General features: G+C 39.8%; 25 protein-coding genes and 1 pseudogene. 12 read left to right on the top strand and 14 right to left on the bottom strand.

Annotated features, from left to right (window positions below; genetic code table 11):
* Nucleotides 1–46 precede the first annotated feature (46 nt).
* Nucleotides 47–1,876, bottom strand: a complete 1,830-nt coding sequence (locus tag CRG89_RS06920; protein WP_103287552.1) for a PINc/VapC family ATPase — start codon at nucleotides 1,874–1,876, stop codon at nucleotides 47–49.
* 103 nt (nucleotides 1,877–1,979) lie between these two features.
* Between CRG89_RS06920 and CRG89_RS06915 the strand changes: the two genes are divergently transcribed.
* Nucleotides 1,980–3,410: an amino acid kinase family protein gene (locus tag CRG89_RS06915; protein ID WP_103287551.1), complete on the top strand. Its 1,431-nt coding sequence runs from the start codon at nucleotides 1,980–1,982 to the stop codon at nucleotides 3,408–3,410.
* A 46-nt stretch (nucleotides 3,411–3,456) separates the two neighbouring features.
* A complete protein-coding gene (locus tag CRG89_RS06910; protein WP_103287550.1) occupies nucleotides 3,457–4,368 on the top strand; it encodes a branched-chain amino acid transaminase in 912 nt (303 codons plus the stop codon).
* Between the two features lie 48 nt (nucleotides 4,369–4,416).
* On the opposite strand, the gene CRG89_RS08830 is transcribed toward CRG89_RS06910, so the two are convergent.
* The 3 genes and pseudogenes from CRG89_RS08830 to CRG89_RS06905 form a co-directional block, all read right to left on the bottom strand.
* The gene (locus tag CRG89_RS08830) at nucleotides 4,417–4,542 is read right to left on the bottom strand and encodes a hypothetical protein (RefSeq protein ID WP_172437509.1); all 126 of its coding nucleotides are present in this window, start codon (nucleotides 4,540–4,542) and stop codon (nucleotides 4,417–4,419) included.
* 9 nt (nucleotides 4,543–4,551) lie between these two features.
* A pseudogene (locus CRG89_RS09190) lies at nucleotides 4,552–4,605 on the bottom strand (hypothetical protein); the annotation flags it as partial.
* Nucleotides 4,586–6,634: a thioredoxin domain-containing protein gene (locus CRG89_RS06905; protein ID WP_103287549.1), complete on the bottom strand. Its 2,049-nt coding sequence runs from the start codon at nucleotides 6,632–6,634 to the stop codon at nucleotides 4,586–4,588. The pseudogene CRG89_RS09190 and the gene CRG89_RS06905, both read right to left, overlap by 20 nt.
* A gap of 89 nt (nucleotides 6,635–6,723) precedes the next feature.
* On the opposite strand from CRG89_RS06905, the gene CRG89_RS06900 reads away from it, so the two are divergent.
* Nucleotides 6,724–7,122: a GIY-YIG nuclease family protein gene (locus CRG89_RS06900; protein WP_158648771.1), complete on the top strand. Its 399-nt coding sequence runs from the start codon at nucleotides 6,724–6,726 to the stop codon at nucleotides 7,120–7,122.
* Nucleotide 7,123: 1 nt separating this feature from the next.
* Here CRG89_RS06900 and CRG89_RS08935 read toward each other — a convergent pair whose 3' ends face one another.
* Nucleotides 7,124–7,294: a hypothetical protein gene (locus CRG89_RS08935; protein WP_168174140.1), complete on the bottom strand. Its 171-nt coding sequence runs from the start codon at nucleotides 7,292–7,294 to the stop codon at nucleotides 7,124–7,126.
* Nucleotides 7,295–7,350: 56 nt separating this feature from the next.
* Here CRG89_RS08935 and CRG89_RS06895 point away from each other — a divergent pair, with 56 nt between their 5' ends.
* Nucleotides 7,351–7,785: a hypothetical protein gene (locus tag CRG89_RS06895; RefSeq protein WP_103287547.1), complete on the top strand. Its 435-nt coding sequence runs from the start codon at nucleotides 7,351–7,353 to the stop codon at nucleotides 7,783–7,785.
* A 64-nt stretch (nucleotides 7,786–7,849) separates the two neighbouring features.
* Here CRG89_RS06895 and CRG89_RS06890 read toward each other — a convergent pair whose 3' ends face one another.
* The 3 genes from CRG89_RS06890 to CRG89_RS06880 form a co-directional block, all read right to left on the bottom strand.
* Nucleotides 7,850–8,647 carry a hypothetical protein gene (locus tag CRG89_RS06890; protein WP_103287546.1) on the bottom strand — a complete coding sequence of 266 codons (798 nt, stop codon included), beginning with the start codon at nucleotides 8,645–8,647 and terminating at the stop codon, nucleotides 7,850–7,852.
* Nucleotides 8,648–8,651: 4 nt separating this feature from the next.
* The gene (locus CRG89_RS06885) at nucleotides 8,652–8,903 is read right to left on the bottom strand and encodes a hypothetical protein (RefSeq protein ID WP_103287545.1); all 252 of its coding nucleotides are present in this window, start codon (nucleotides 8,901–8,903) and stop codon (nucleotides 8,652–8,654) included.
* A 157-nt stretch (nucleotides 8,904–9,060) separates the two neighbouring features.
* Nucleotides 9,061–9,393 (bottom strand): hypothetical protein, encoded by a 333-nt coding sequence (locus tag CRG89_RS06880; protein ID WP_103287544.1) that lies wholly within the window; start codon nucleotides 9,391–9,393, stop codon nucleotides 9,061–9,063.
* Nucleotides 9,394–9,518: 125 nt separating this feature from the next.
* Here CRG89_RS06880 and CRG89_RS06875 point away from each other — a divergent pair, with 125 nt between their 5' ends.
* Nucleotides 9,519–10,124 carry a hypothetical protein gene (locus CRG89_RS06875; protein ID WP_103287543.1) on the top strand — a complete coding sequence of 202 codons (606 nt, stop codon included), beginning with the start codon at nucleotides 9,519–9,521 and terminating at the stop codon, nucleotides 10,122–10,124.
* Nucleotides 10,125–10,203: 79 nt separating this feature from the next.
* On the opposite strand, the gene CRG89_RS06870 is transcribed toward CRG89_RS06875, so the two are convergent.
* The gene (locus CRG89_RS06870) at nucleotides 10,204–11,172 is read right to left on the bottom strand and encodes an NAD(P)/FAD-dependent oxidoreductase (RefSeq protein ID WP_103287542.1); all 969 of its coding nucleotides are present in this window, start codon (nucleotides 11,170–11,172) and stop codon (nucleotides 10,204–10,206) included.
* Between the two features lie 104 nt (nucleotides 11,173–11,276).
* Between CRG89_RS06870 and CRG89_RS06865 the strand changes: the two genes are divergently transcribed.
* Genes CRG89_RS06865 through CRG89_RS06855 form a run of 3 tightly spaced genes read left to right on the top strand, consistent with a single transcriptional unit; the run spans nucleotide 11,277 to nucleotide 13,853 of the window.
* Nucleotides 11,277–12,125 (top strand): inositol monophosphatase family protein, encoded by an 849-nt coding sequence (locus tag CRG89_RS06865; RefSeq protein WP_103287541.1) that lies wholly within the window; start codon nucleotides 11,277–11,279, stop codon nucleotides 12,123–12,125.
* A 47-nt stretch (nucleotides 12,126–12,172) separates the two neighbouring features.
* Entirely contained in the window at nucleotides 12,173–12,553 is a 381-nt protein-coding gene (locus CRG89_RS06860) for a hypothetical protein (RefSeq protein WP_103287540.1), read from the top strand.
* Complete coding sequence (locus CRG89_RS06855) at nucleotides 12,528–13,853, top strand: radical SAM protein (protein WP_197706694.1); 1,326 nt, start codon at nucleotides 12,528–12,530, stop codon at nucleotides 13,851–13,853. The genes CRG89_RS06860 and CRG89_RS06855 overlap by 26 nt, the downstream gene beginning before the upstream one ends.
* Nucleotides 13,854–13,955: 102 nt before the next feature.
* Here CRG89_RS06855 and CRG89_RS06850 read toward each other — a convergent pair whose 3' ends face one another.
* Nucleotides 13,956–15,767 carry a hypothetical protein gene (locus CRG89_RS06850; RefSeq protein WP_158648770.1) on the bottom strand — a complete coding sequence of 604 codons (1,812 nt, stop codon included), beginning with the start codon at nucleotides 15,765–15,767 and terminating at the stop codon, nucleotides 13,956–13,958.
* A 146-nt stretch (nucleotides 15,768–15,913) separates the two neighbouring features.
* Nucleotides 15,914–16,306: a hypothetical protein gene (locus CRG89_RS06845; RefSeq protein WP_103287537.1), complete on the bottom strand. Its 393-nt coding sequence runs from the start codon at nucleotides 16,304–16,306 to the stop codon at nucleotides 15,914–15,916.
* An 85-nt stretch (nucleotides 16,307–16,391) separates the two neighbouring features.
* Between CRG89_RS06845 and CRG89_RS06840 the strand changes: the two genes are divergently transcribed.
* Genes CRG89_RS06840 through CRG89_RS06825 form a run of 4 tightly spaced genes read left to right on the top strand, consistent with a single transcriptional unit; the run spans nucleotide 16,392 to nucleotide 20,406 of the window.
* Entirely contained in the window at nucleotides 16,392–17,045 is a 654-nt protein-coding gene (locus CRG89_RS06840; RefSeq protein WP_148695122.1) for a transcription initiation factor IIB family protein, read from the top strand.
* Nucleotides 17,032–18,063 carry a ParB/RepB/Spo0J family partition protein gene (locus tag CRG89_RS06835; protein ID WP_103287535.1) on the top strand — a complete coding sequence of 344 codons (1,032 nt, stop codon included), beginning with the start codon at nucleotides 17,032–17,034 and terminating at the stop codon, nucleotides 18,061–18,063. Before CRG89_RS06840 ends, CRG89_RS06835 begins: the two co-directional genes overlap by 14 nt.
* Nucleotides 18,060–18,617, top strand: coding sequence for a hypothetical protein (locus tag CRG89_RS06830; protein ID WP_103287534.1), 558 nt, complete (start codon nucleotides 18,060–18,062; stop codon nucleotides 18,615–18,617). The genes CRG89_RS06835 and CRG89_RS06830 overlap by 4 nt, the downstream gene beginning before the upstream one ends.
* Complete coding sequence (locus CRG89_RS06825; RefSeq protein ID WP_158648769.1) at nucleotides 18,601–20,406, top strand: VirB4 family type IV secretion system protein; 1,806 nt, start codon at nucleotides 18,601–18,603, stop codon at nucleotides 20,404–20,406. Before CRG89_RS06830 ends, CRG89_RS06825 begins: the two co-directional genes overlap by 17 nt.
* A 5-nt stretch (nucleotides 20,407–20,411) precedes the next feature.
* On the opposite strand, the gene CRG89_RS06820 is transcribed toward CRG89_RS06825, so the two are convergent.
* The 3 genes from CRG89_RS06820 to CRG89_RS06810 all read right to left on the bottom strand — a co-directional run bounded on the left by CRG89_RS06820 (nucleotide 20,412) and on the right by CRG89_RS06810 (nucleotide 24,999).
* Nucleotides 20,412–22,391: a hypothetical protein gene (locus CRG89_RS06820; RefSeq protein WP_103287532.1), complete on the bottom strand. Its 1,980-nt coding sequence runs from the start codon at nucleotides 22,389–22,391 to the stop codon at nucleotides 20,412–20,414.
* A 153-nt stretch (nucleotides 22,392–22,544) separates the two neighbouring features.
* The gene (locus CRG89_RS06815) at nucleotides 22,545–24,293 is read right to left on the bottom strand and encodes a hypothetical protein (protein WP_103287531.1); all 1,749 of its coding nucleotides are present in this window, start codon (nucleotides 24,291–24,293) and stop codon (nucleotides 22,545–22,547) included.
* A gap of 19 nt (nucleotides 24,294–24,312) precedes the next feature.
* A complete protein-coding gene (locus CRG89_RS06810; protein WP_103287530.1) occupies nucleotides 24,313–24,999 on the bottom strand; it encodes a hypothetical protein in 687 nt (228 codons plus the stop codon).
* Between the last annotated feature and the right edge of the window lie 7 nt (nucleotides 25,000–25,006).

Raw genomic sequence — 25,006 nt, 5'->3', positions numbered from 1 at the left:
TCATCTGATATAATGTTATCTCTACTCTCTTTTATTATAGTTAGTCTTATCCATTACCCCTTCTGTCTACCAATATGCTTATCCTGCTATTTGCAAGCAATGCCTGTAGTAGCCTCTTACCAACATCAGAGTCCTTGGAGACCTTTATCCTAGCCTTCTTTCCAACCATTGCAGAGAATAGGTATTGGTCATCAACGTATACATCAACACTCTTGTTTACAATATCCTCAAATGTTATGTATAGTGAGTTACCCTGTTCACTTATATCAAACTTTACTTGCTCTCCCATAGATCTGATCCTTGGTTCAACATCTATGCTTATGCCAAGCATTCTCTCAAGCTCCTTTATTGTTGAACCACTCTTGCCTATAAGCAATGGTATTGCTGAACGATCAACCCTAACCAGTGCACTACTGCTACCAGTTATCTTCACCTCAGCGCTCTTATCAAACCTCCTTACAACCTCAAGTATCCTCTCCTCTGCAAGCCTCTTTATACCATCACCACTGCTCTCTGCCTCAACTGGCACTATAACATTCTCCTCACCAAACGTGTATATCTCATACTCCAACCTGTTAGTCTCAAAGTCCCTAACCTCTATCAAAGGCCTTGCAAGATCCTGCTCAACCATGCCAGTAGGTACCCTAACCGTTAGGTTCAACTCATAAACCTTGACTATTGCTCCAGCATTAACGAAGATTATTGTATCAAGTATATGGGGGATCATGCCCAACTCAACCCTGCCTATGAACCTCTGTATAGCATCCAATGGACTTGATGCATGCACTACACCAACCATCCCTACCCCTGCCAACCTCATATCAGCAAAGACCTCAAAGTCCTCACTCTTCCTAACCTCATCGAATATTGTGTAGTCTGGCCTTACAAGCAAGAGTATCTCTGCAGCCTTCTTGAAGCTCCCCTCCAATGGTGCGTACTGTGTTATTGCATCGCTAACCTGTAGATCCCTTGGTGACTCGAATGTCTTCACTATCTTCCCTTGCTTCATGTAGAACTCTGCCAGGCTACTTGCCAGTGTACTCTTGCCAGAGCCTGGGGGTCCTGCTATTAGTATACCTTCAGCCCTGCTCTTGAGCCTCTCCATGAGCCTCTTCGATACCCTATAATCATCTAGCGTTAGCCTTACAGTTGGTCTAACTACAGTTATCTCAAGTTTATCTGAGAATGGTGGTCTAGTTATTGCTATCCTGTAGTTTCCTAACTGGATCACTGTTGCACCATTCATGCTTATCTCATTTGCACCAGGGGTTAACCTTGCTGCATCTGATATCTCCCTTATCATGTTCATCAACTCTGCATGTGTGCATGGCTCCTCTCTAACCTTAACCAACTCGAATGCACCAGGCTTACCCTTCTTTGCAAATATGCTAACATCCTCCATCATGTGCAGGCTCATGGTCTGCTCATCTATGTACCTCTCAAATGATAGCTCTCTCTTCACATCCTTGCGTATATACCTCACATTGATACCTTCAGCCTCTGCTACCAGTGCTTGTACATAATCTGCAGTTATAAGTGTCGCTCCTTCCTTCTTTGCAACATCCTTTATCAACGCATCTATCCTCCCATGCCTAGCCAACTTTATATCATCCATGCTTGGCCTCTCACCCTCAAACCTTAGCGTTATCCCCTTGCTTGAACATAGCTCCCTTAGCCTCTTAACCTCATTCAGGCCAATGAAGCCTTGCTCCCTGCTTAGAGATGCCTGTGCTTGTAGTTCATCCAGAACCGCAATTGGTATTATTATCTCACACTTGTTCAACTCACCATACTCAAGCATCCTGCTTACCTTTCCATCTATTATTATGCTGGTATCTAGCACTAACTTATTGTTATTATCATTACTATCATCCATACAGATGCCTTAACCTGCATACTGCTTATAAACCAATCTAGGGTATATAGTACCAATTAGATGCGAGTTATGATTTTATTAGATAGCTCATCTTACCTCATCCATGACTAAATTAACTATAGCAAAGTTTGGAGGCAATACCCTAGGTATAGATGGTAGTAATATACCCCATGTACTGAACAGGATCAAGAGCATGCTTGCTGAACATGACAAGGTAGTTGCAGTATTCTCAGCCCCATTCACAACATACAATGGCAAGACAAGGTCGCTCACAGATATTGCAATAGAGATAGGCAAGAGTTATGCCTCATCAGAGCCAGTGGATATAGATGTTCTCAAGGATGTGTATGAGCGTATAGCAAGTAGGTATATGGATGAGCAGAATAGGGTAGAGTTCCTTCAGAGGCTTGATAGGTTCCATAAGCACGTTATAATAGCATTAAAGCAGGCAGCAGAATACAGAAGGTTCGTTGATGTAACAAGGGCTAGGGCACTAGCCTATAGTGGAGAGTTGGTTATGGCAGATGCTATGCACCACATCATGAAGAGTTCAGGGCTTAAATCATGTAACATTGAGTTCAGTGACTGGCCTATAATAACTGATGATAACTTTGAGGCAGCAAACTTCCTGCTAGATGCTAGTAGGAGCAGTAGCAAGGCATTGAGGGATATGCTCAATGCATATGATGTTGTATGCATAGGAGGATTCATAGGCAAAACTATGGATGGGTTGGAGGCTACGTATGAACGGGGAGGCTCTGATAGGACAGCAGCAGACCTTGCTATACTACTGCATGATGCTTACTCCATAACCTTGAGCTTTGAGAAGGATAGTTCAGTGCTTAGCGCTGATCCCAAGGTTGTTAAGGATGGATTAGAGCATGTACCAATGCTATCATACAACGAGGCTGAACTTGCTGGCATGTTCGGCATGAAGATACTCGACCCTATAGCTATCAAGGATATAGAGGATGCTGGCATAGATGTGGAGATAAGGGTTACAAACATGAATAGGCCAGAGGATTATACAAGTATAGTAAGGCATCCAGATAGCAGTAAAGGTAACCCAATAAAGATAGTTACAGGGAGGAAGAGATGCTGTATGCTTAGGATGCAGAGCGAGATGGCATGGCACCTTAAAGTACACTTGCTCAAGGATAGAAGGTATAACGAGTTTGTGCAGTTGAGTCCATACTTGAAGGACCATACAGAGTATGCTAGGCTACTCTTCCTAGATGCTGAGTTTGTGAAGCGATATGAGAGGCATATAAGGGCATATGATGGCAATGCATCAATAGTTTATGGGCGAGGTGTAATAACCTTGATAGGGGATGAGATGTGGAGGGTTCCAAACGTTGCTGCAATGGCTAGCAGTACTGTAGGAGAGTATGGGATAAACATACTCAACATGGATGCGCAAGAGGAGACATCAAGGATAGTCATAGTTGTTGAAGACTCTGGAAGTAATGTTGATGATGCTGTAAGAGCAATACATGCAAAGAGATCCATGTACTCTACACTTGCTACAGACTAAAGTTTATTTTGCCTAGCATCATAGCATAGTTGTGCTAAAGAAGGGAATGAAGATATGGATGAATGGTATGCTTGTTGATGCTGAGGATGCTAAGATACATCTTCTAACACATGCCTTACATTATGCAACTGGCATATTTGAGGGTATAAGATGTTATGATTCTGGTACTGGTAATGGTGCATTCATATTCAGATTGCATGATCATATAAAGAGGTTCTTCTCTAGCGCAAAGATATACCTCATGGATTTAAGGTATGGTTTTGATGAGATGATCGATGCTGTTATAGAGACTGTTAAGGTGAATGGGTTGAGGAGTTGCTACATAAGACCAATAGCATACTACTCATATGGTAAGATGGGAGTTAATCCATTACCTAATAGGGTTGATGTTGCTATAGCAATATGGCAGTGGGATGAGTACTTGAGTAGTGAGCAAGGGATAAGGTGCATGGTCTCTTCATGGCGTAGAATAGATGCTAGAACCATGCCGGTTGGTGCAAAGGCAACAGCAAACTATGCAAACTCTGCTCTAGCAAGGATAGAAGCATTGAAGAATGGTTTTGATGAGGCTATAATGCTTAACATAAATGGTATGGTTGCAGAGGCAAGTGCAGAGAATGTATTCATAGTTAGAGATGGTGTTATATGCACTCCTCCAACCACTGATGGTGCATTAGCAGGGATAACAAGGGATACAGTACTCCAGATAGCAAAGCACGAAGGCATAATGTATGAGGTTAGGAGTATAAGCAGGGATGAACTCTATCTTGCAGATGAGGTATTCCTAACTGGTACAGCAGCAGGGATAAAGCCAGTAGTTATGATAGATAACAGGAAGGTTGGGGATGGTAATGTAGGGGTGATTACTAAGAGGCTTAAGAGCATGTATGAGGATGTTGTGAGAGGTAGGGATGAGAGGTTCATCAAGTGGTTAACGTATGTTGAGATGTATTCTTAATGTTTGAGATGAGATTAAATTGGTTAATGTGAAGGATGCTGATAATGTTTACTTCTTGTACGTATGGTACCGCCTTGCATGCTCCCTCAACTCATTCCCATTGCTGAAGGCCATGTTACACTCAACACACCAGTATGGTGTACTGCTATTATGAACAACCTGCACATGCTGCATGAGTTCTTCAACCTTTGCAAATGCCTTGCCACACTGCTCACATCTATGCCTCTTCCAGAATATGCTTCTTCACCTCCTCAACGCTATGCAATGGCAAGGAGCATCTGAACTCCTTGCATACGTATGCTGTCAAACCCTTGCCCTCTATTGATACTTTGCCAGAGAAGAATGGTATGCCTTCTAGCCTATCAAGATTATCCTTGCTGATGGTAACTATTATACACTCTGGCATGAACTCCTTCCATAACTCCCTTCCATCTCTAGCATCACTTATCACAGTAACCTCTATGGGCTTCTTCAGGTAAAGGTAGAGTACGTTGAGCATATTTCCATATGCGAAGGGGTTCTCTGCTGCATAAAGTGCATATGCTTTAAGTATACTCTCTGCCTTTGAGATGTACTCCTGCTTATGGGTGTAATGGTAGAGTCTGATGAGTGCTAGTGCAGCCATTGAGTTGCCTGATGGTGTTGAAAGATCATAAGGATTCTTGCTCCTTACTATCAACCGTTCATGCTCATCAGATGTGTAGTAGAGATCATTGCTAGAATCCCAGAAGTGCTGGAGCATATACTCCATGTATGCTATTGCCCTCTCTAGGTATATGCTCTTTGGGTTTACTTCAAAGATGTCTAGTAGTGCATTTATGTATGATGAGTAATCATCAAGGTAAGCATCTATCTTTGCTACACCATCCTTGTATATCCTCTTCAGCCTAGAGCCTTTAGCCATCTTATCCTCTATCATCCCTACTGCATTTAATGCAGTATCAAGGTACCTCTCATCACCAGATACCTTGTATCCCTTTACCATTGCAGAGATTGCAAGTGCATTCCATGCAAGTATTATCTTATCATCCCTTGCTGGCTTTACCCTTGATGCTCTAGCATCGAATAGAAGCCTTCTACACCTCTCTAGTATAGCCTTAACCTCATCCCTACTCTTGTTGAATCTTGATGCTAATGCATCTATACTCATGCTTATATGCAGTATATTCTTGCCCTCAAAGTTACCCTGCTCACTGATCCCATAGTATGCAGAGAAGATCTCAGCATGCTCTCTATCTCCTATAAGCCTCCTAACCTCATCCATACTCCACGTATAGTACTTGCCTTCCTCACCCTCAGAGTCTGCATCTTGGGATGAGCAGAACCCATGCTCACTGCTTAGCATATCCCTAAGTATGTAATCCAGAGTATCCTTCATAACCTCCATGTACCTTCCATCCCTGCTTATCTGATATGCTTCAGCATACAGCACTGCAAGCAAAGCATTATCGTAGAGCATCTTCTCAAAGTGAGGAACCATCCATCTAGCATCTACAGCATACCTATGGAACCCTCCCCCTATATGGTCATGTATCCCTCCATCTGCCATCTTGTTTAATGTAAATAGCACGAAGTTAAGGAACCTGCTTATACCCTTCATCCTGTAGTATCTAAGGAGGAACATGAGGTTCATAGCATTTGGGAACTTTGGTGCACTACCAAAGCCACCATTGATCATATCAGCATCATCCAGCAGATGGATTGCAGGTTCATCAAGCAGGGTTAGATCCATACTCTCTATTACCTTTGGCTTAAACTCAAGCATGCTTAGACCATTCATTATCATCTCAACCTGTCTGTTTATCTTAGCCCTATCACTCCTGTATAGTTCAGCAAGGTACTTGAGTAGCCTTGGGAAGCCTGGGAGTCCATAACGGTCCTCCTTCGGGAAGTATGTGCCAACGTAGAATGGCTTGAGATCTGGTGTTAGGAATACACTCAATGGCCATCCTCCTGTACCTGTTACAAGTTGGCATACTCTTTGGTAGGTATCATCTATATCAGGCCTCTCCTCCCTGTCAACCTTTATGTTTATGTAGTGCTCATTCATTATCTTCGCTACCTCTTCATCCTCAAAGCACTCATGCTCCATAACATGGCACCAGTGGCACGCACTATACCCTATGCTTAGGAATATGGGCTTATCCTCCTCTCTAGCCCTCCTCAATGCCTCTTCACACCATGGATACCAGTCTACAGGGTTATCTGCATGTTGGAGAAGATACGGGCTAGTCTCATTTGCAAGCCTGTTAAGCCTCTTCCCCATGCTTAACCATATGTAATGATCATATTTGTAACTTCCTGAATGGTTGTTGTGAATATGCTATGAATGGTGTTTATATCATACTTATACGTGTGGACTCTGCATGTAGACATAGGATTAGGATAGGCTCTTTAGGTATGGTGATGCTTACTCCTGGTATCTATGCATATGTAGGCTCTGCTATGAACTCACTCAAAACAAGGATCAAGAGGCATGCATCAATTAGCAAGAGGTTGAGATGGCATATAGATTATCTTACCACACATGGATGTGCAAAGGTTATAAGTGCAGTATATGCAGCAACTGATAGAAGAGTAGAGTGTATGCTTAGTTGCTATCTAGCAGAGCAGCATCATGCTCCATTCAAGGGGTTTGGATCATCTGACTGCTCATGCTACTCACACCTCTACCTTGTTAATGGATTGGATGATGTTCTTGCTGTATTCAAGAGGTGCAACCTTGATGCAGTTGTGTTGTATGAAGAGCAGTAAACTAGTAAGAGATCTCTGAGCTTGGTCTTAAGCCTCTCTTCCAACTCTCCTTGCCACAGATAGAGCATCTGTATAACCTCCTCCTCTTATAGGTAGCCATCTCTGGCTCTACAACTATATCATGCCTTGTGCGCCTCATGCATCTATCACAGAACCTCACCTCGCTTGACATAGCTAACCTAAATATGTATAGAAAAGGTAATAAATAAATTCTATCTATAAGAGCATATGAGCACTACACTAGGCTGGATGGTTGTAAGAGAGGATATCCAATACTACATATATGATGGGAGCAGAAATGTTATAGGATACTTTACACCAGACTATGGTACAAACGAGGAGGATAGGATAATAGATCTAATCACAGATGAGGCTAGCGTAAGAGGGGGTAAGTTAACTCTATACATAACTGCTATGCCAAGTGATGAGATGAACTATGATAGATTCATGGAGTGGATGGGCTCATTGGATGAGAAACTAACGAAGGTGAAGGCGTATCAGGATAAGAGAGGGTTAGGCTCACCAACGGTAAGGATAGAGCATAATAGCATTGCTGTGAATATGGATATAAGGTTTGATAGAAGGGTTGAGTTAACAAAGAAGAGTCTTACAAGTGCTTTGAGCGATGTGTTAGACGAGATGCACTACATGCAAGTAATCTGACGAATTATGGTTTTACTTGAGCCAGCACTTCCATTATCTTACTAAAAATAAAGGTTGGGTAGAATCATGTTGTAGTTCTATCCAACCATATCCTCAGTTTTGAGTCAAGGTTCACAGTTCTATTATCTAACCATACGTTATATGCTTCTCTACTACCAGTAGTAACGCTATAGTAAGAGCCTATATAAGTATGTGTTTTAGTCTGGGTACCTTCTGTATCAGCATTGGTTGACTGTGGTCCTTTGCTGCTTGTACTCCAATGGCTTGATGATGTGCATGTATTAACATTTAGATGACAGTGGTATGATGTTGGTCTCCATAAAGTGTTATTTGTGCTATCCCTCCTATCTAATGCTGTTATGATGAGCGTATTAGTTCTGCTTGAGAATGTTATTGAAGGCAAGAACTGATCCTTGTTTGCAGTACCTTCATTAACAACATTTACAGCAGAACTTATACTGCAGTTCTGTCCCTGTGTAGTGCAGTTGGTTATCTTTCTATACATTATATTTGTATTTGGTGGGGACGCTGTTGAGTTATAACCTGTCCATGTAAGATGTAGGTTATTTGAACTATCAATTGCTAGATATGGGAAGTTATTTACTCTAAAACCGCTTTGTTGGTCATTTATGGTTATGCCTATAACACAGTCAAATGCATCAGTGCATGTACCAGCACTGGTACGTATCCTATTAGGTCTTGCTATTATCTGTGTATTATCAAATGTATTACCATTATCGAATGATCTCTTCATCCTTATCGATACAGTGTTATCTCCAGTCAATTTTGTCCATGCAACGTATATTATGCCATTGCTAGTGTTAACAGCTATATTGCAACCCTGTACTGATCTATCATTCACACTATTATTTGCCTGCCATGAGGTACCAGAGTCTGATAGGATCATTAGTGCTCCCAACCCTCTTGAAGAATATGGCGATTGGGGAGGAGTATGGGTAGTTGCCATTGCTATCCTTATAACTCCATCTACTGAAATCGCTCATCCTAGCCCGGCAGAGATACACATTACTTCCATTCACTGCTATCCATGGTTTATCCACAATTGGACAATCTTCATCTGCATATGGATAGTCATAGGTTGGGTTATCATCTACCATTTAGCCTCGGCTACAACTGTAGGGCTACTCCATGTTGCACCATTATCTGTTGAGGTGGAGTAGTAGATCTTCGATACATCGTTCTTATTATAATATTTTATGCTATCAGATAACGCTAGGCATGCTATATACCATCTTATCGTATCTCCTACTTTGCTTACTGCAACCACTGGATCAGTCGATATGTATGTACCTGTTGGTAAAGGCAGATACCCCTATCAGTCCATGTAGCTCCTCCATCTGTACTAGTTGCAATCCTGCATCGCCTCTCTGCTCCTGAGTAAGCAGCATAGTCTAGGAACGCTGCCATGAGTATGTTCCCATCTGTTGGATGTTTCATTATATGTGCCTCTATCTTACGATAGCTAGTATCTGCATTACTTACAAGAACATCGTTGTAGAACTCCCATGATAATGTATGTGCATATACTATACTACTGCTAATGAGCAGAGCTGTTATAATAGTTAACGTTATAACTCTCTTCTGCATTAACCATAGCAATTCTAGTCATATTTGATAAGATTATTTGTCAAAAAATGACAAAAAAGTTTAGATTTATATCTTGGGAAAGAGAATATAAAGAGGGTATAGGTATTACCAAGAAGTATATACTCATGTATGCTGGCGCATTCACATTCCTAGGGGTTGCAGTTATGCTGCTTATAAGTACATATATAATGGGTTCAATCCCTATGTTTGGTAGGGCTGAGGTAACTATCCAAGCAGGACCATCGGTTGAATATGTAAAGAGGTTACCAGAGAAAATCAAGGCTATTGAAAGAGAGGTTGGAACAGAAACATGTTACTACCATGGTATATGTGGTATGGAGCTTTTTAACTATGATGGGATAGCAATACCAATAGATGATAGCATAATAGCAAAGTTCCCAAGAGCAGATGAGTTCAGGAAGGCATTCAAGGTGTTGGAAGAACGCCATCTTGATCCTGATGAATGTGGTGGAGGTCCGCTCAGGGGGTCTGCAGATATATGTGATACTGCCAATATGTATGAGTTCGAGATAGGTAAGAGCGATGCTGATGCACTTAAGAGTATAATGAAGGAACTAGCACTACAGCATGGCAAATCGAAGGATGGGAGATCTGCTGTGGTATGGGACTATGGTCTCAATAGGGAGATAGTAACTCAGGGTATGGTAATAACTGTCAAGTACAACGATATATATTACAATATAGGAGTTGCTATATACTCTATGCCTTAGCATCAATCCATACAATTTTATTTTATATGATCTGGAGGTAGAATAAATGAATGACTAGATAAGACAATGGTAGATCAAATTAAAAGTTGTACACCTGTGCCCCTATACTCTTCCTCCAATCAGCCTTTATCCCTGGCTTACCAGCAAGCCTCTGCAGATAGTTGTATGCTGATATTGCTGCTTTGGCACCCTCTCCAGCAGCAACTATAACCTGCTTGTAAGGCACGTTAGTAGCATCACCAGCAGCAAATATACCCTTGTATGATGTCTCACAATACTCATTAACCTCTATCTCTCCTCTCTGATTGATCCTTACAAGATGTTTAACAAACTCGATATACACCTTGTAGCCCATCTCAACAAATAGACCATCAACCTCTAACCTCTTTGTGCCTCCAGATTGGTCTCTTATGGTTATACTCCTAAGCCTCTCATCCCCATCTAGAGCAATGACCTCACTGTTTGGTACATACTCTATGTTATCCTTCCTCTCTAGTGCTTCGATCATCTCTTTATCTCCAGCCATCTTGCTAGTTCTGTATATAACGTATACCTTCCTTGCAAACCTGCTAAGCAGAAGCGCTGACTCTACAAGGTAGTTACCAACTCCAGTTGTAGCAACCATCCTACCTTGATAGAATGGTGCCTCAGACTTGGTAGCGTATGTCAAGCCTCTACCTAGAAACCTCCTCTCACCTTCAACCCCAAGCTCCCTTGGCACCTTGCCTAAAGCAAGTATCAATGCCTTACATGTATACTCCCTCTCATTGCTTATAACCTTAAATCCATCATCTATAGCATCAACACTCTCAACCCTCTCATACCTTATCTTACCACCAAATGTGAGTACTTGCTGCTCTAGTGTTCTAGCAAGCAACTCCCCACTAGTAAGGATTATTCCAGGATAGTTCTCAAGCTTGGGTATGAGGTTGAGTTGTCCTCCAAGATCTTGAGAGAGTACTAGAACATCTGAACCCTGTCTTGCAATGAATAATGCTGCAGATAGTCCTGCTACACCCCCTCCAACCACTATTATATCATGATGCACATAAGCATCTTACTACCTTATTATTTAAATACTGTTCTATTATATTATAAATAATAACACCTTATTTGAGTTGGTTTTTATTACCAGCATAGATACCCTTCTTCATGGATAGCATCATGAGCATGCTCCATGATATATGCATGAATGTTAGGAGCAAGGTTAGCAAGATGAGCAGGGAAGAGGCAGGCATATCCCTAGCAAGGGGTGCTGGAGGTGATATTACGAAGAAGATAGACAAGGTTGGTGAGGATGCTGCACTGGAAGTAGTTAGAGAGTACGATGTGAGTTGTAAAGTGCTGAGCGAAGAGGCTGGGCTTGTAGATAGTGGTAGGAAGGGAAGGGGAGGGGCTGATGCCAATGCTAGCAATGATGATGGTAGTTGTATCATAGTACTTGATGCAATAGATGGTACAACTAATGCAGTTAGAGGTATACCATTCTACTCCTGCTCTGTAGCATATGCAACATCAGATAGGTTGAGCAGTGTTACACATGCAGCGGTTATGGACCTTACAAGTGGTGATATATACTATGCTGTAAGGGGCAATGGTGCATACATGAATGGCTCAAGGATAAAGACTGTAAATACAAGCAATGATAGGGCTGGATACGTGATAGGCATAAACCTCTCTGGTATAAGCATAGATAAACTCAAGAGGATGAGCAGTATACTTGCTATGACCAATCATATAAGACAGTTCGGCTCAAACGCATTGGAGATGTGCTTACTTGCTAGAGGTTTGCTTGATGCGTACATAGATGTTAGGGGGAAGATAAGGGTTACTGATATAGCTGCTGCTTGCCTAATAATAGTTGAGGCTGGAGGGATAGTTGTGGATGAGCATCTCAATATGCTTGATGCACCATTGAGTTTGGATGCTAGACTATCATTCATAGCATCTGCAGATAAGAGTATGCTCAATTACATATTTAGCAGTATCGCTTCTTCATGATCCAGCATCATTAATAAGTATTCTATGTTTATAATTAGGTGAAAAGGATGAGGCATAGGAGAGGAGTAACAATAATAATGGTGCTCTTAGCATTAGGCTCATCATACAATATCCTAGTTGGTATACTTACATTGAGCGAGTACTATGCAAGTGCACTCTTTAGTGCAGCAAGTACAGGGGCAGCTATGAAGTTTACTTTAGCATCATTTGCTCTAGCACTCATCTATGGTCTGTATAAGAGGAAGGGTTGGGCACTCTTCCTCTCAATACTATTCATGTGCTTTGGTCTACTAGACTCTATATGGACGATGTATATACAGATGCTCCTAGGCTATCCATACACTATTGCAGTAGTAGCAATAGCACTATTCTCTTTAGGCATATACTACCTTAGCAGGAGGAGTGTTAGGGAAGAGTTCTACCAATAAATATGAGCAAAGCATAGTTATACTGTGTAAGGTCATGGGAAGGGACTTTGGTTCACTATGGATATGGAAGGAGGGTAATGTTAGGGATAGGCTTGGTTGGTACTATTCTGTAGCAACTAACAGCATGCCAGCAAAGTATCTGATATGCAAGAGGGTGCCAGTAGATCCTAGCATATATAACATGGATATCGATAGTCTTTGGAAGGAGTATGATACTGCACTTGAGAGGTTCATAAGGCTATGGTCTGATGTTAGGAGCAGGAGTATAACGATTAGAGATCTGCCTATAGCAAAGGTAAACCTGCTAGATCTACTCCTTGCCATAGTGAAAGGATCATTACATGCATGTAACTTCTGCAGATGGCAGTGCAAGGTTGATAGAACTACTGGAGGTAAGTTAGGTGCATGCAAGTTAGAGGCTGAGAGTAGGGTTAGTACGTTCTTCCATCACATGGGGGAGGAGATAGTATTTAGAGGTATTAAAGGTTCAGGCACTATCTTCTTCACAAGTTGCAACATGCGATGTGCCTTCTGTCAGAATGGTGATATAAGCACAGATAGGTTCAACGGTAGTGTAGTTACACCATATATGATAGCATTGATGGCATACAAGTTGAGGCTTGAAGGATGTCATAACATAAACTGGGTTGGTGGTGAGCCAACTATACATCTGCATAACATAGTTGAAGCGATACATGAGATGAGTAGGTTCATAATAAACAAGGTAAGGTACGAGGATGAGTTGTTTGTGATAAAGAGCATTAATGCTGATATGCCATATAGGTATTCTATGAGCAGTAGTAATGCATACTATGGGGATGAGTTCAATGTACCGCAGTTGTGGAACTCGAACTTCTTCATGAGTAGAGAAGCACTAAATGTGTTGAGATGCATTATGGATGTATGGCTTCCAGATCTGAAGTTTGGTTCCAACAAGTGCTCATTGAGGCTTGCAAGGACACCATGGTACTGGGAGACGGTAACCAGTAATATAAAGCAGGTTCATTGCTGGGATGAGGATATGGTTATAAGGCATCTGATAATGCCTGGGCATGTTAAGTGCTGCACAAAACCAGTGCTTGAATGGGTTGCAGATAACATGCCTGAAGTGTTGATAAATATAATGGATCAGTACAGGCCTGAGAACTATTGTGATCCATACTCACCCAACTATGATCCAGCATACAAGGATATGGCTAGATTCCCAAGCAAGCAAGAGATAGATGAAGCATATAGATATGCAAAAGAATTAGGCTTGAACTTTGAGATGATAACGTTTGAGAAGCACTTTCTAAGATAATGAATGATAAAGAGATAGAAGGGGATGGATAGGATAGATGGTTAGATTAAGCGATAATAGAGGTCACGTTCCTCTCTTCTATTCCTTCATCATTGGTTTTTGCTACTCTATAGAGAGTATATCTGTTACACTCTTTACATCAAATGTATAACCTGATCTTATCCATGCCTCTTCCACTAAATACCTTAGCGCTATAGATAGGGAATGTTCATCTATAGTTATAACATCATTGTAGGAGAAGAACCTTATCAATGCTAATGTAGATGCTAGTTGGAGTGTCTTCTTCTCTAACCTTACAGAGAATGGTACTCTATGCTCACCATACCTACTACCATCTTCAATATGTTCTATTATAACATCCATTACATCCCTTATCTTATCCACTACACCATCATTAATCATGATCTGTTTGGGTTTGAAGTCTTTATTGTGATAGCCCCTCTGTATAGCATATACTAGTGTAAGATGATCCCTAATCATACCTGCTGTATAAGACATCCTCTCCTGCAATATACCTTTCATAAGGCTACTCTGCCTCTTTGCAAGCTCACCGTATCTATCCTTGGTTAAGATATGTAGTCTACAGAGCATCCTATCCTCAACTGCTTTGAAGTTTGGATCTCTTATAGTAGGTTCGTATATGTTCTTGTTATATACTGATGTGTTATAGTTTACTGAGAAGAATGATGTGAACCTGTATGGTCTTATGCTGTATGATTTGGTCTCATACCTTATGATACCTCTCTCCATTGCTATCTTCAATGGCTCAACCATACCTTTGTACTTGAACCAGTCATTGAACTCAGTGATTATGAAGTTCACAGATCTACCCTCATATGCTTCTCCTATAGCAATGAACTTTGCTGGAGTCATGCCTCCACAATATCTATTCATACCAGGAAGACCATGTGCTGGTACACCATTCTCAGAACCAAGTATAAGATCCTTTATTGCAAACGTCTTACCACTCCCTGGATCACCAAAGAGGGCAAGGTTGAAGCCAGTACTCATAACCTTGCTATGGTTCTTCTCACTAACTATGCTAGAATCGGTTAAAGAGTACTGCTGTGCTATAGCAAGCAAGGGGTCAAGATAGAGCGAGCCAAAGAGTTCTCTAAGGTATCTTGCTATATGCTCAGATGTAACATCTCTACCAAATCTAAGTGTATCTTCATACCTCTCCTCTATCAACTGCATTAGGTATGTTCTTAACTCCTCATCCATCCTCTTAACCTCATACTCAAACTCCATGTAAGCATCCCTTGTACTCAACCTTGGTATATGGCAGAGTTCATCAAGCATATGCCTCACCAACGGCCTAACCTCTTCAAGTATTCCCCATACAGTCTTATGCCTACCTCTTTTACCTTCACCATTCCCTCTCCCTCCTTCATCCATGCTTGTACTGTATGCAATCCTTAGCCCATCCCTTAACTCTATGAGCATATTAATGGGATTGAGTCTCTCACCATACACCTCGCTTGTCTTAGCCATTATCCCTGCTATTGTATCAGTATCTACTTCAAGCATAGCCTTGAGTAATGCGTACCCTTTCCTTCCATGGGCATTAAGGAACTCTGTAAGATCCTTCCTTACAATATCCCATGAACCTCTATGCTGAAGCATACCATTGCTGAACGTGTAATACCTCCCCTTAAATACAGCAGTACTATTTGTGCATGTTAGCATCAAGAGAGATTCTAACTGATCATCCCTTAGGATAGATGCTAGAGTCTCAACATCTACATCATTGCTGGGTAGGCCCTCCTGCTCTAAATACTTGATCACCTTAACCCTTTGAGTATAGTTCTCTGGCCTCTCAACATCAAGCAGTCTTCTAAGTAGTATTGTCCTCTCCTTCTTCCTCCATTCCTCCCCTTCATCCAGCATACCATTGCTATCACTGCTCATCATATCTATCATCAACAAAAATGGTTTAGATCACTTGCTTAAGCATATCAATCTAATCTAATCCGATCCAACATCAACCAATCAACCAACCCATCAATCAAACCAATGAGTTAGCCTACCTATCTACTACTTATAACATCAGCCTTATGCTACTTCTCATCTTCAACTATCCTCTTTGGTTGTTTGAAACCCTTCTCATTGAAGACCCTATAGAGTTCTGGAACTGCAAAGCAGAAGCCTATATGCGCACACTCTGAGTTACCATGATATCTGCAGTAGAGCATCCTATCATGAACCTCAACCTCAACTATCCTGTCTATGAAGTGGTCATATATGAAGATGAGGTTACCCTCAGCACCTATGAACTTCAGGAACGGTCCATACCTCCTAAGGTAATCATGGTACTCTATATACTCTAGAAGTATTGTCTTTGCTGCATTACTGAACGTTCTACCCTCGAACCTCTTATCACTCTTTATAAACTGCTCTATCCTCTTAGCCTCCTCCTCCTTCAGTACTATCTGAGTATACCCCTTTCGCATGGTACATTATAGAACGATCCCATAAATATACTTTATTATAGTACAATTAGGAACATTTAAATAGTATTTGAATATTACAATTTGTATGAACAGATTGGTACAATTGGAGCACAGTAAGAGTTGTCCTCTCTGCAAGGGCAATCTACTTCATGCAGTGGATGGAGAGATAATATGCTCCAGATGTGGGGCAGTGCTTGGGTATAGCAATAATAATGATGATAGCATCATACGATACAGGAGGATAGAGCCTAACCTGTATAATGCAGTTCATGTAGGTACTGAAGCATACTTGAGCAGGTCTGCACGATTCTACAGTAGCAGTAAGGATGAACAACTACTCTCTCTCTTCTCAAACCTTTGCGAAAGGCTTTCTCTTCCATGGAATATAGCGTTTGAGTGTTGGTCTTACTATAGCAAGTTGCTCAAGTGTGTTAAGATGGGCTCGGCAGAGCTTGCTATGCTTGTAGTGTATACTGTATGTAATAGATACTCATTAAGGAAGAGTCAGGAGGAGATCAGGGATGCTGTAGAACTTGTATATGCAAGAAGATATCTACCAACCATTCAGAGGATACTCTTGAACTTTGCTAATGAGGTGTATAGATGCAAAGATGCTAACATGGTTGAGATGTATATGCACTTTCTTGATATTGATGAGAGGGCAAGAAGGAGGGCAAGGAAGATCCTCTCAATCATCAACAATGTTAATCTGAAGAAGGTGATGAATGTTGCTTGTTGAGGTGGATGTTGATGCATTGAAGAGTGTAGATCATATAGTTACTCTCTCAACACATCCCATGATAAGGAGTATTGCAGATGAGGTGAAGAGGCAAGGCTCATCATCTATACAACCTATAGTGGTGGGAGAGGTTGACGGTGAATACTACATCCTTGATGGTTATGCTAGGGTACAGGCATGTAGAATAGCAGATGTAAAGAGTATAAGAGCGTATGTGATAAAGTTGAATAGTAAAGAGGATGCACAGATATGGCATATTAAGTTTAACATCAGATCAACTCTTAATATACTCAAACTCTATGAAGCAATAAGAGGTAAAATATGGGATGAGGATTACATATGCAGCAAGTATGGAATGGATAAGATGATGGCAAGGCTCTTACAGAGGCTGGAGAGGATAAAAGGTAGGGCATATGCAAAGCTGCAAGTGTATATGAATAGCATAGTTGCAAAGTTCAATAGAGTTCCACCCATACCATACTACATCATAGTGCTAATATCCGAACTTGAAGATGAAGAGTTACAAGAGAAGGCTGTAGATTTTGCATTCATAAATATTGATGATGATGAGGATATATTCTCCTTCCAAGATTACGATAGAATGCTAGCATTCATAAAGATGCTTAGGTCAAGTTATAGAAAGCATAGTGCTTCATGTATTACCAGCAGTAATACCATAGAGGTTAGTGGTAAGAGGCTGATGAGTATTGAGGGTAAGAAGAGTAGAGGTAAGAGTAAGGATAAACATCTATACTTCACATGCTCATGTGGTACTTCCTATTCAATAGATACAAGTGACTATGTTATCAGCAGAGTAGAAGAGAATGAGCATATGATAGTCTTGAAAGATATTGAGCATAAGACTCTTCACATTGTTCCAGATGATGTTGTTGAGACCTTGGAATTGGATAAGTATAGGGCTAGATGGTATATAGTTGATGGTTCAGAGATTAACTTTCTAACTAGGGTATTTAATTGTAAGGTAGCAGTACTTGCCCGCGATGGTGAATTGATATGAACGTATTAAAATGGAGACCTAGAAGGAATTCTAGGTTGGTTGAGAAGGTAATAACATGTATAGGTACTGATAGTAAGAGTAAGGAGGATCTTATCAAGTTATTTAATGATGTACATAAGCTTACAGTTATAATGAATAGGTTAAAGAGAGATAATATAATCTGCTCTAGCATAAATTATCCTTGCAGATACTCACTAACACAGTATGGAAGATGGCTCTTTATATGCTACATGCTCAATATAAGACCAGTACAACTTGTTATACTTGCATTACTGTATAACAACTATAACAGGTCTATCTATAAGGGACTTGAATGGATAGTTCCTGTTATAAAGCATGAGATAATTAAACTATTATCTTCTTTCAATTATGATGATGAGTATGCTTGGAAGCAGGTTAAGATCCTATGCAAGAGAGGATTATGCAGATACTATGGAAGGGAAGGGATTGTGCTTGAACCCTCTACATACTATATGTTAAGAGAATGGCATCATGAGATTTATGCATTATATGAACATCTTAGGAGTGTTAATCGCTATGAGGTATGTATATGAGATAAGGCCTACAGATCTTCTCTCATTACCAGAGGAGAAGCAGAAGAGTATAGTTACAAACAGATTCTTATCGCTCTTGAATTGGTTAGAGAGCAAAGTTACAATACATATGATCAAGGATTATGTGCACATAAACACAAGGGAGTTGGATATAACATTGCCAGTTATGAGAACATTCCTCTCTAGCAATGAACCACTTGAGCATATACTAACTTCTCTTGGTTATGAATACTCTATGGTAATAGATGCAACATTACTTGCTAGTCTAAGGCATAAAGAATTGCTTGAAAGATTTAATCACTTAATAGTTAATGTTGATAAGCCCTTATACGCAAGGTCATTCCTACTCTACAGGCTTCCTACAAATGCAAACATAGCATGGATAGATAGCATTGCAAGGTTATCTGATGAAACTATTATAGATATCACACCTCTCAAGCATGATATTGCCTTAAGTAAGATGAAGAGATATACAGGCCTTATAAAGGCTGCAGCAATGAAGTATGCATCATTGACATACAAGGCAGAAGTAGCAGAGATGACCCTTCAAGCACTTGATAAGCATGAAACAAAGCTCTTTAATGTATGCATAATACTAATCATTAAAGCATCTAGCCTAAAAGAGTTGAATGAAAAGAGTAAGAGATTCATGCGAGGAGTGAGGCAATACGCATCTGTAGATCCTATGGTTGGAAGGCAGTTGGATCTACTTAATGGCAATGTTAAACATACAATAGTAGTTGAACTTGGTAGTATGAGTATATTCTATCCCTTTGTTAGTAGTGATATGCTTGAGGTACCAAATGGAATAATGCTTGGTGTTAACATTAATACTGATGCACCAGTTATCTATGATTACTCGCTAAGAAATAATTATAATGTTATAGTACTTGCATCATCAGGCTCTGGCAAGTCAATGACAGCAAAGATCATGCTTAACAGACTCCTAGAGAAGATGCCTGATTCATACGCATTCATAATAGATCCCCAAGGTGAATATGCAAAGGTTGCAGATTACCTAGGATTTAACCTTATAGATGTTGCAAATAGCAATGGTCTAGGCCTTGACCCATTAAAACTCTTTGATCCAATCACGGCATCTGACGTTATATCTGATATTGTAATGGCGCCACTGTTGGTAAGGAAAGAGATTGCAACTAATGCAAGTAAAGTTAATGATATATTCTCATTATATGAGATGTTAAGCAGGGAAGCAAAACGCTATTTAGTTGATGTGGTTAATAACTATGCAAATATATTTAGAGGCAGAATAATCATGGATAAACGGAACATATTATCACTTAAAGGAACAAACTCTACATCAAGCAGCACATCACTGCTACTACTGTTATCATTGGCAAAAGTATGGAATGAGATAAACTCATATGCAAGTAATATACTGAAGATAATTATAATAGATGAGGGATGGATGCTCTTCAACATACCATCTGCTGCAAGGTTTGTTAACCTTATAGCTAGAGTTGGAAGGAAATTGAATGTACTATTCATATTTATAACTCAAAGACCAGAAGATATCATAGCAAATGAGTATGGTAGAGCATTGCTAGATAATGCTGATACAAAGATCCTACTAAGGAATAATGAACTTGCAAGTATTAAGATAGCAGAAGCATTACAACTATCAGAAAAGGAGAGGGAGATGATCACAACATTTGGTAGAGGGGAGGCATTACTTCTTACTGGGGAGCATAGGATAAGGCTTCAGATAGTTCCAGGAGAAAAGGAGTTAAGATTATTCTCCACAGACCCAAACAATCAGTCATTATGATGCTACTACTTATTATCTCTTCTAGCAACTATTATCCTGTATGCAGCGAATAATGTTATCATGAATACACCTACAAACAAAGCCATCTGTATATGATTGCTCATATCATGTACATATCTAACTTCATTACCTTGCTGTTCACTAACCTCTGCATATGCCCTTCCTCCCCATTCATTGTATATCTCTACTTTAGCATAATTGGAATAGAACGGTATTATGCATGAATCAGTACAATACTTCTTTGGATCATATAGAGTTCCATTAACATATATCCTTGAGATATCTCCAAACTTCTCATCTAACCTGAATTCAAGTATATTATCTTGAAGCAGGATATCCTCTATCTTATTATCCTGCTCAAGATTTACAATTATTATATAGTTGGTGTAGAAAGAGAATGTATGTTCATCATAAACCTTTGTAACATCTCCAACAGTTATCTCCATCCTGTATGGTGTTAATGTATCAAGTGCTATGTATAAGGGCATATCTAATATATTGTATCTTGAAAGTACTGATTCAGGAATGTAATGTGATGTGTAGTTAATCACCATGCTAAGATGACCAATGCTACTAGCATGATTATCTCTTGCATACATATCTCCGATAACCATCTCTGCAAATGTTTCATGAGCACTATCATGAATAACCTTGCTCCTCATATAATCATGAAGATAGTTACCTAATGGTTTCATATCAACATTTATAGGCAAATCTCTTATCTTGCCATCAGAACCATATACAAAGATATCTAGCCGTGTTGAGAACCTTACTAAGGGATAAGTGTAATCAACATTAATAACCTCTAGCATATCATAGTTAGCAAAATCTGCAGAGTATATCTTCATGTTTAACGTTAGAATAGATTTTGGTCTATACTCACCATCGATTATAGGAGAGAAGACTATCTTGCCATAACCTTCATACTCAAATATCAATGCCTTACTTTTTGTGTTAAACCCATGAGCATTGGTATAGGTAACATTTAGATATCCTTCCTCTATACCATCATTTAAAGTGTACTCATAGTGGTTGAGCTTGCTTCTCCTTAAAGGATGTATGCTTTTTCCATCATCATCCATACTACCATGATAATGCAATGCAATAGCAACACTCTTATTGTATGACCATGGTTTATCATCATTGAGCACGATATATGCATAGTAATGATATACTGGTCTATACCTTACAAGCATGATATCTATACTCACATCTCTCTTTGCTATGACCTTATCTATATTGATCAATTTCACATCATATATTATAGTATGTGGAGTAGGTGAAGAGTTATTAGTACGATAGATGGTTACACCATCATTATATGTAAGATCTAATGTTGAAGTATACTCCTCATATGCTAAGTTATATCTGCATTGATTTATTAAACAATTATATTCATATGCAAGAGTAATATCATCATATCTCTTTTCCATAACGATATGTAATGTTCCTCTCCTCTCATTCTTGAATATGTAGTTAGATTTATGAATTATTGCAACTGGATCTCCAATATAGTATGTTCCATCTCTATTCATTGCTACAAATCCATCTCCATCTATGAGTTGACCTTTGCTTAGATATACTTCAAGCATTGGATCCACTACTGTATATGTATGAACTGTGCTCTTTGAGTATCTGAACTTAAAGCATATACTATCCTCCATCGCCATTATGCATATCTGATGGGTTATCCTCTGCTGGAATCTGATAGCATGTATGCCTATACTTGCATCTGTCTTTATCTCAACTATGCCAGATGTGCTTGAACCATGAATTATAGCACTAGAATCAGCCTCAAGCCAGTATGAGTAGTCTATGCAGGACCCTTCATCTGTATTGTTATAACCATGGTATACACTGTATGCAAATGCATCACCAGCATAATAAGTACCATCAGGGTTCTGCCTAATGCTACCGTTATGGTATAATGGCGATACCCTTATCTCTGCATAGAGTTCACAGGGGCTAGATGCATATACTTGCATATTATGAAGATATAAAATCACAATTGCTGTTAATGTTATAGATACACAGAATATCAATCTTCTTGTTATTCTATTATTATTGCTCATCAATAATATAATTGGGCAAATAAAAGAGTATAGTAATACAGGTTACAGGTTTATCGTTTATTTGTTTTATCCATTCTTATCATCTTTATGTGCATCATCACTCACATCATCAACCCATACAGTTAGATCTATAACCTCAAAGTTTGGATTTGGCAATCTTATGTTGTACATGCTCTCAACCTTCTCCCTATTAGCATCCCTATTGCTTATAATCTCCTTCAATAGCCTAGGATCTGCAACTCTGCTTATCCCTCCCCTCTCCCTTATCTGCTCAAGCCAGTAGTAGAGGTTTGTTAATGGTCTCTTATCCTTGCCTATATGCATTATATACTCTCCAAACACCCTGCCAAACACCTCTTCTCTACCATGAAGTATGTTATCTGGAAGCATAAAGTACTCATTTGCAAACCTTGTTAGAGCATTGTAATCCCCATCCTCATACAAGCGTTTCACAGTATAGAACCATCTATTAACTTCTCTACCATCAACAGATGCATTAGGCTTTATTGAAGCATAGTATGCTATTGCACCCTCTATAAGAGATCCAGCAAAGTTCCTTACCATCTCCATACCATACTCTCTACCTTCATTACTTGCTGTTATGAATGTACTCTTTACAGCATTATCTGTGAATCTACTTATACTTGGTATGCTTAGAGCCTCTGTTGCTGGTCTTATGGATGCTAATAATCCTCCAAGCATACCTGCACCAAATCCTGCTGCTGCACTCTTCCCTATCGTCTTTACTGCTGGAGTACTCATCGCTGCCCTTGCAAGTTCAAGCGCTGTTGGAGTCCTGCCAAGTGTAGACTCTAGACCAGAGGCTATTGTGCCTATACCTGCCACTGCCCCCCTTGCAGCACCTGCTATTGAACCTCCTGCAAAAAGTATGCCAGATACTCCTGCCCCAGTGACCCATGCACTTATAGTTGTGATTAATGAACCAATAGCTGGAGCCAAGAGTGCAGGAAAGTATACTGCAAGTGATGCTATGGCAACACTTGCTATCCATAACTGCAATGGCTCCAGATCAGCACCCATAACATATGCTGAGCCAGCAGCAACTGTAAGGCTTGAGAGTATTGGTGCAATGCTCAACCCTATGAGTGTGTTGATCAGCATATCACTTATCCTCTTCAGGAATGGTATGAGCGATATCATCAAGATTAGAGGTAAACCTATTATGAGCACTGCTGTAAGTACAAGCCTTATTGTACCTATGAGGTAGAGGCTCATCATGAGCATCAACGCTATGAATGATTTGAATGCACCCATGAACACATCAACAAATAAATGCTCAGATAGCTTGGCAGGATCTAGAAGGTCCATAGGATCTGGCATGCTTGGAGCAGCTATTGCTGATATATTCTCCCATAACCATTTAATCTTCTCATCAGCCCTTGATGGATCCTCTTGACTCAATATGTATAGACTGAACTCTTCTATACTATATGCAATTGGGTCCCAGAATAGTGGGAAAGCAAAGAGCATTATTATGAGTATAGCACTTCTAGATATCATAGAGTATGCTGTATGCCTTGGAAGTATTGCAAGGTTCTCAAACACCAAGGATATCCCTGCAAGGATGAGTACTATTGCAATGATGTAGAGTGAGGAGTCCCTGAAGAACGTATACATTGTTAGATTGCTTCCACTATTATTATCATCATCATAATTGAATTTTGGTAGAGTTAATGCTATATCAGTGAATGTATTACCTATTGTGTTAACTATACCAATACTTAATGCTATCAACGCTATAACAGCAAATACTGCTATAACTGTTAATAGCCCAGCACTAAGCCCAAACACCATATATGGTCACAACCACTTGCTATGCAGAAATTACAGTTACTACTTTCTCAAGTAAGGGTTTACTATAGCCATCAACATACACTCTAAGGTTACTATTCTTTGTAGAGGTTAGAGATAATATAACATCTAACTCACCATTGTTGTCAGATGTTATGTTGGTAAGGAGATCATCATCCAGATATATCCTTGCTAACCTATTTGCTATTGCTCTACCATCTTTGGTAATGAGCCTTAGTCTCAATCTTACAGTATTAGAATTCAATATTATTATGCTATCTTCATGACCTCTCATCCCTTTACCATTACTACTATAAGCATACTTCTTATCCAATCTACATCTTATCTCCTTACAAATCTTATTAACCATTCTTGCAAGTATTATCCTACTATAACCATTATTGAGTAACAGTTCATTAACATATCTGAAGATTATTTCTATAGATGGTTTAACCTTATGCTTCATACCATAAAGGATGAGCGAGTAGATAAGTTCATCCATACTCACTGCTCTATATCTAGTCATAGCAACGAATAGTGCTATAGTTAATGATGCCATTGCTATAAGAATATCTCTACTTGCTAATGCTATGATAGATGCTGATCCTACTATACCCATCTGCTTCATGCTTATCCTTCCTAGCAATGGGAAGTCAAATACAGGCTGCTTCAATGGCTCTATATCCTCAAACCAGAGTACCTCAACCATCACCTAC

It is taken from the genome of Candidatus Nitrosocaldus islandicus, from assembly GCF_002906215.1.
Classification (GTDB): domain Archaea; phylum Thermoproteota; class Nitrososphaeria; order Nitrososphaerales; family Nitrosocaldaceae; genus Nitrosocaldus; species Nitrosocaldus cavascurensis.
This window is presented reverse-complemented; position numbering and strand designations above follow the sequence as displayed.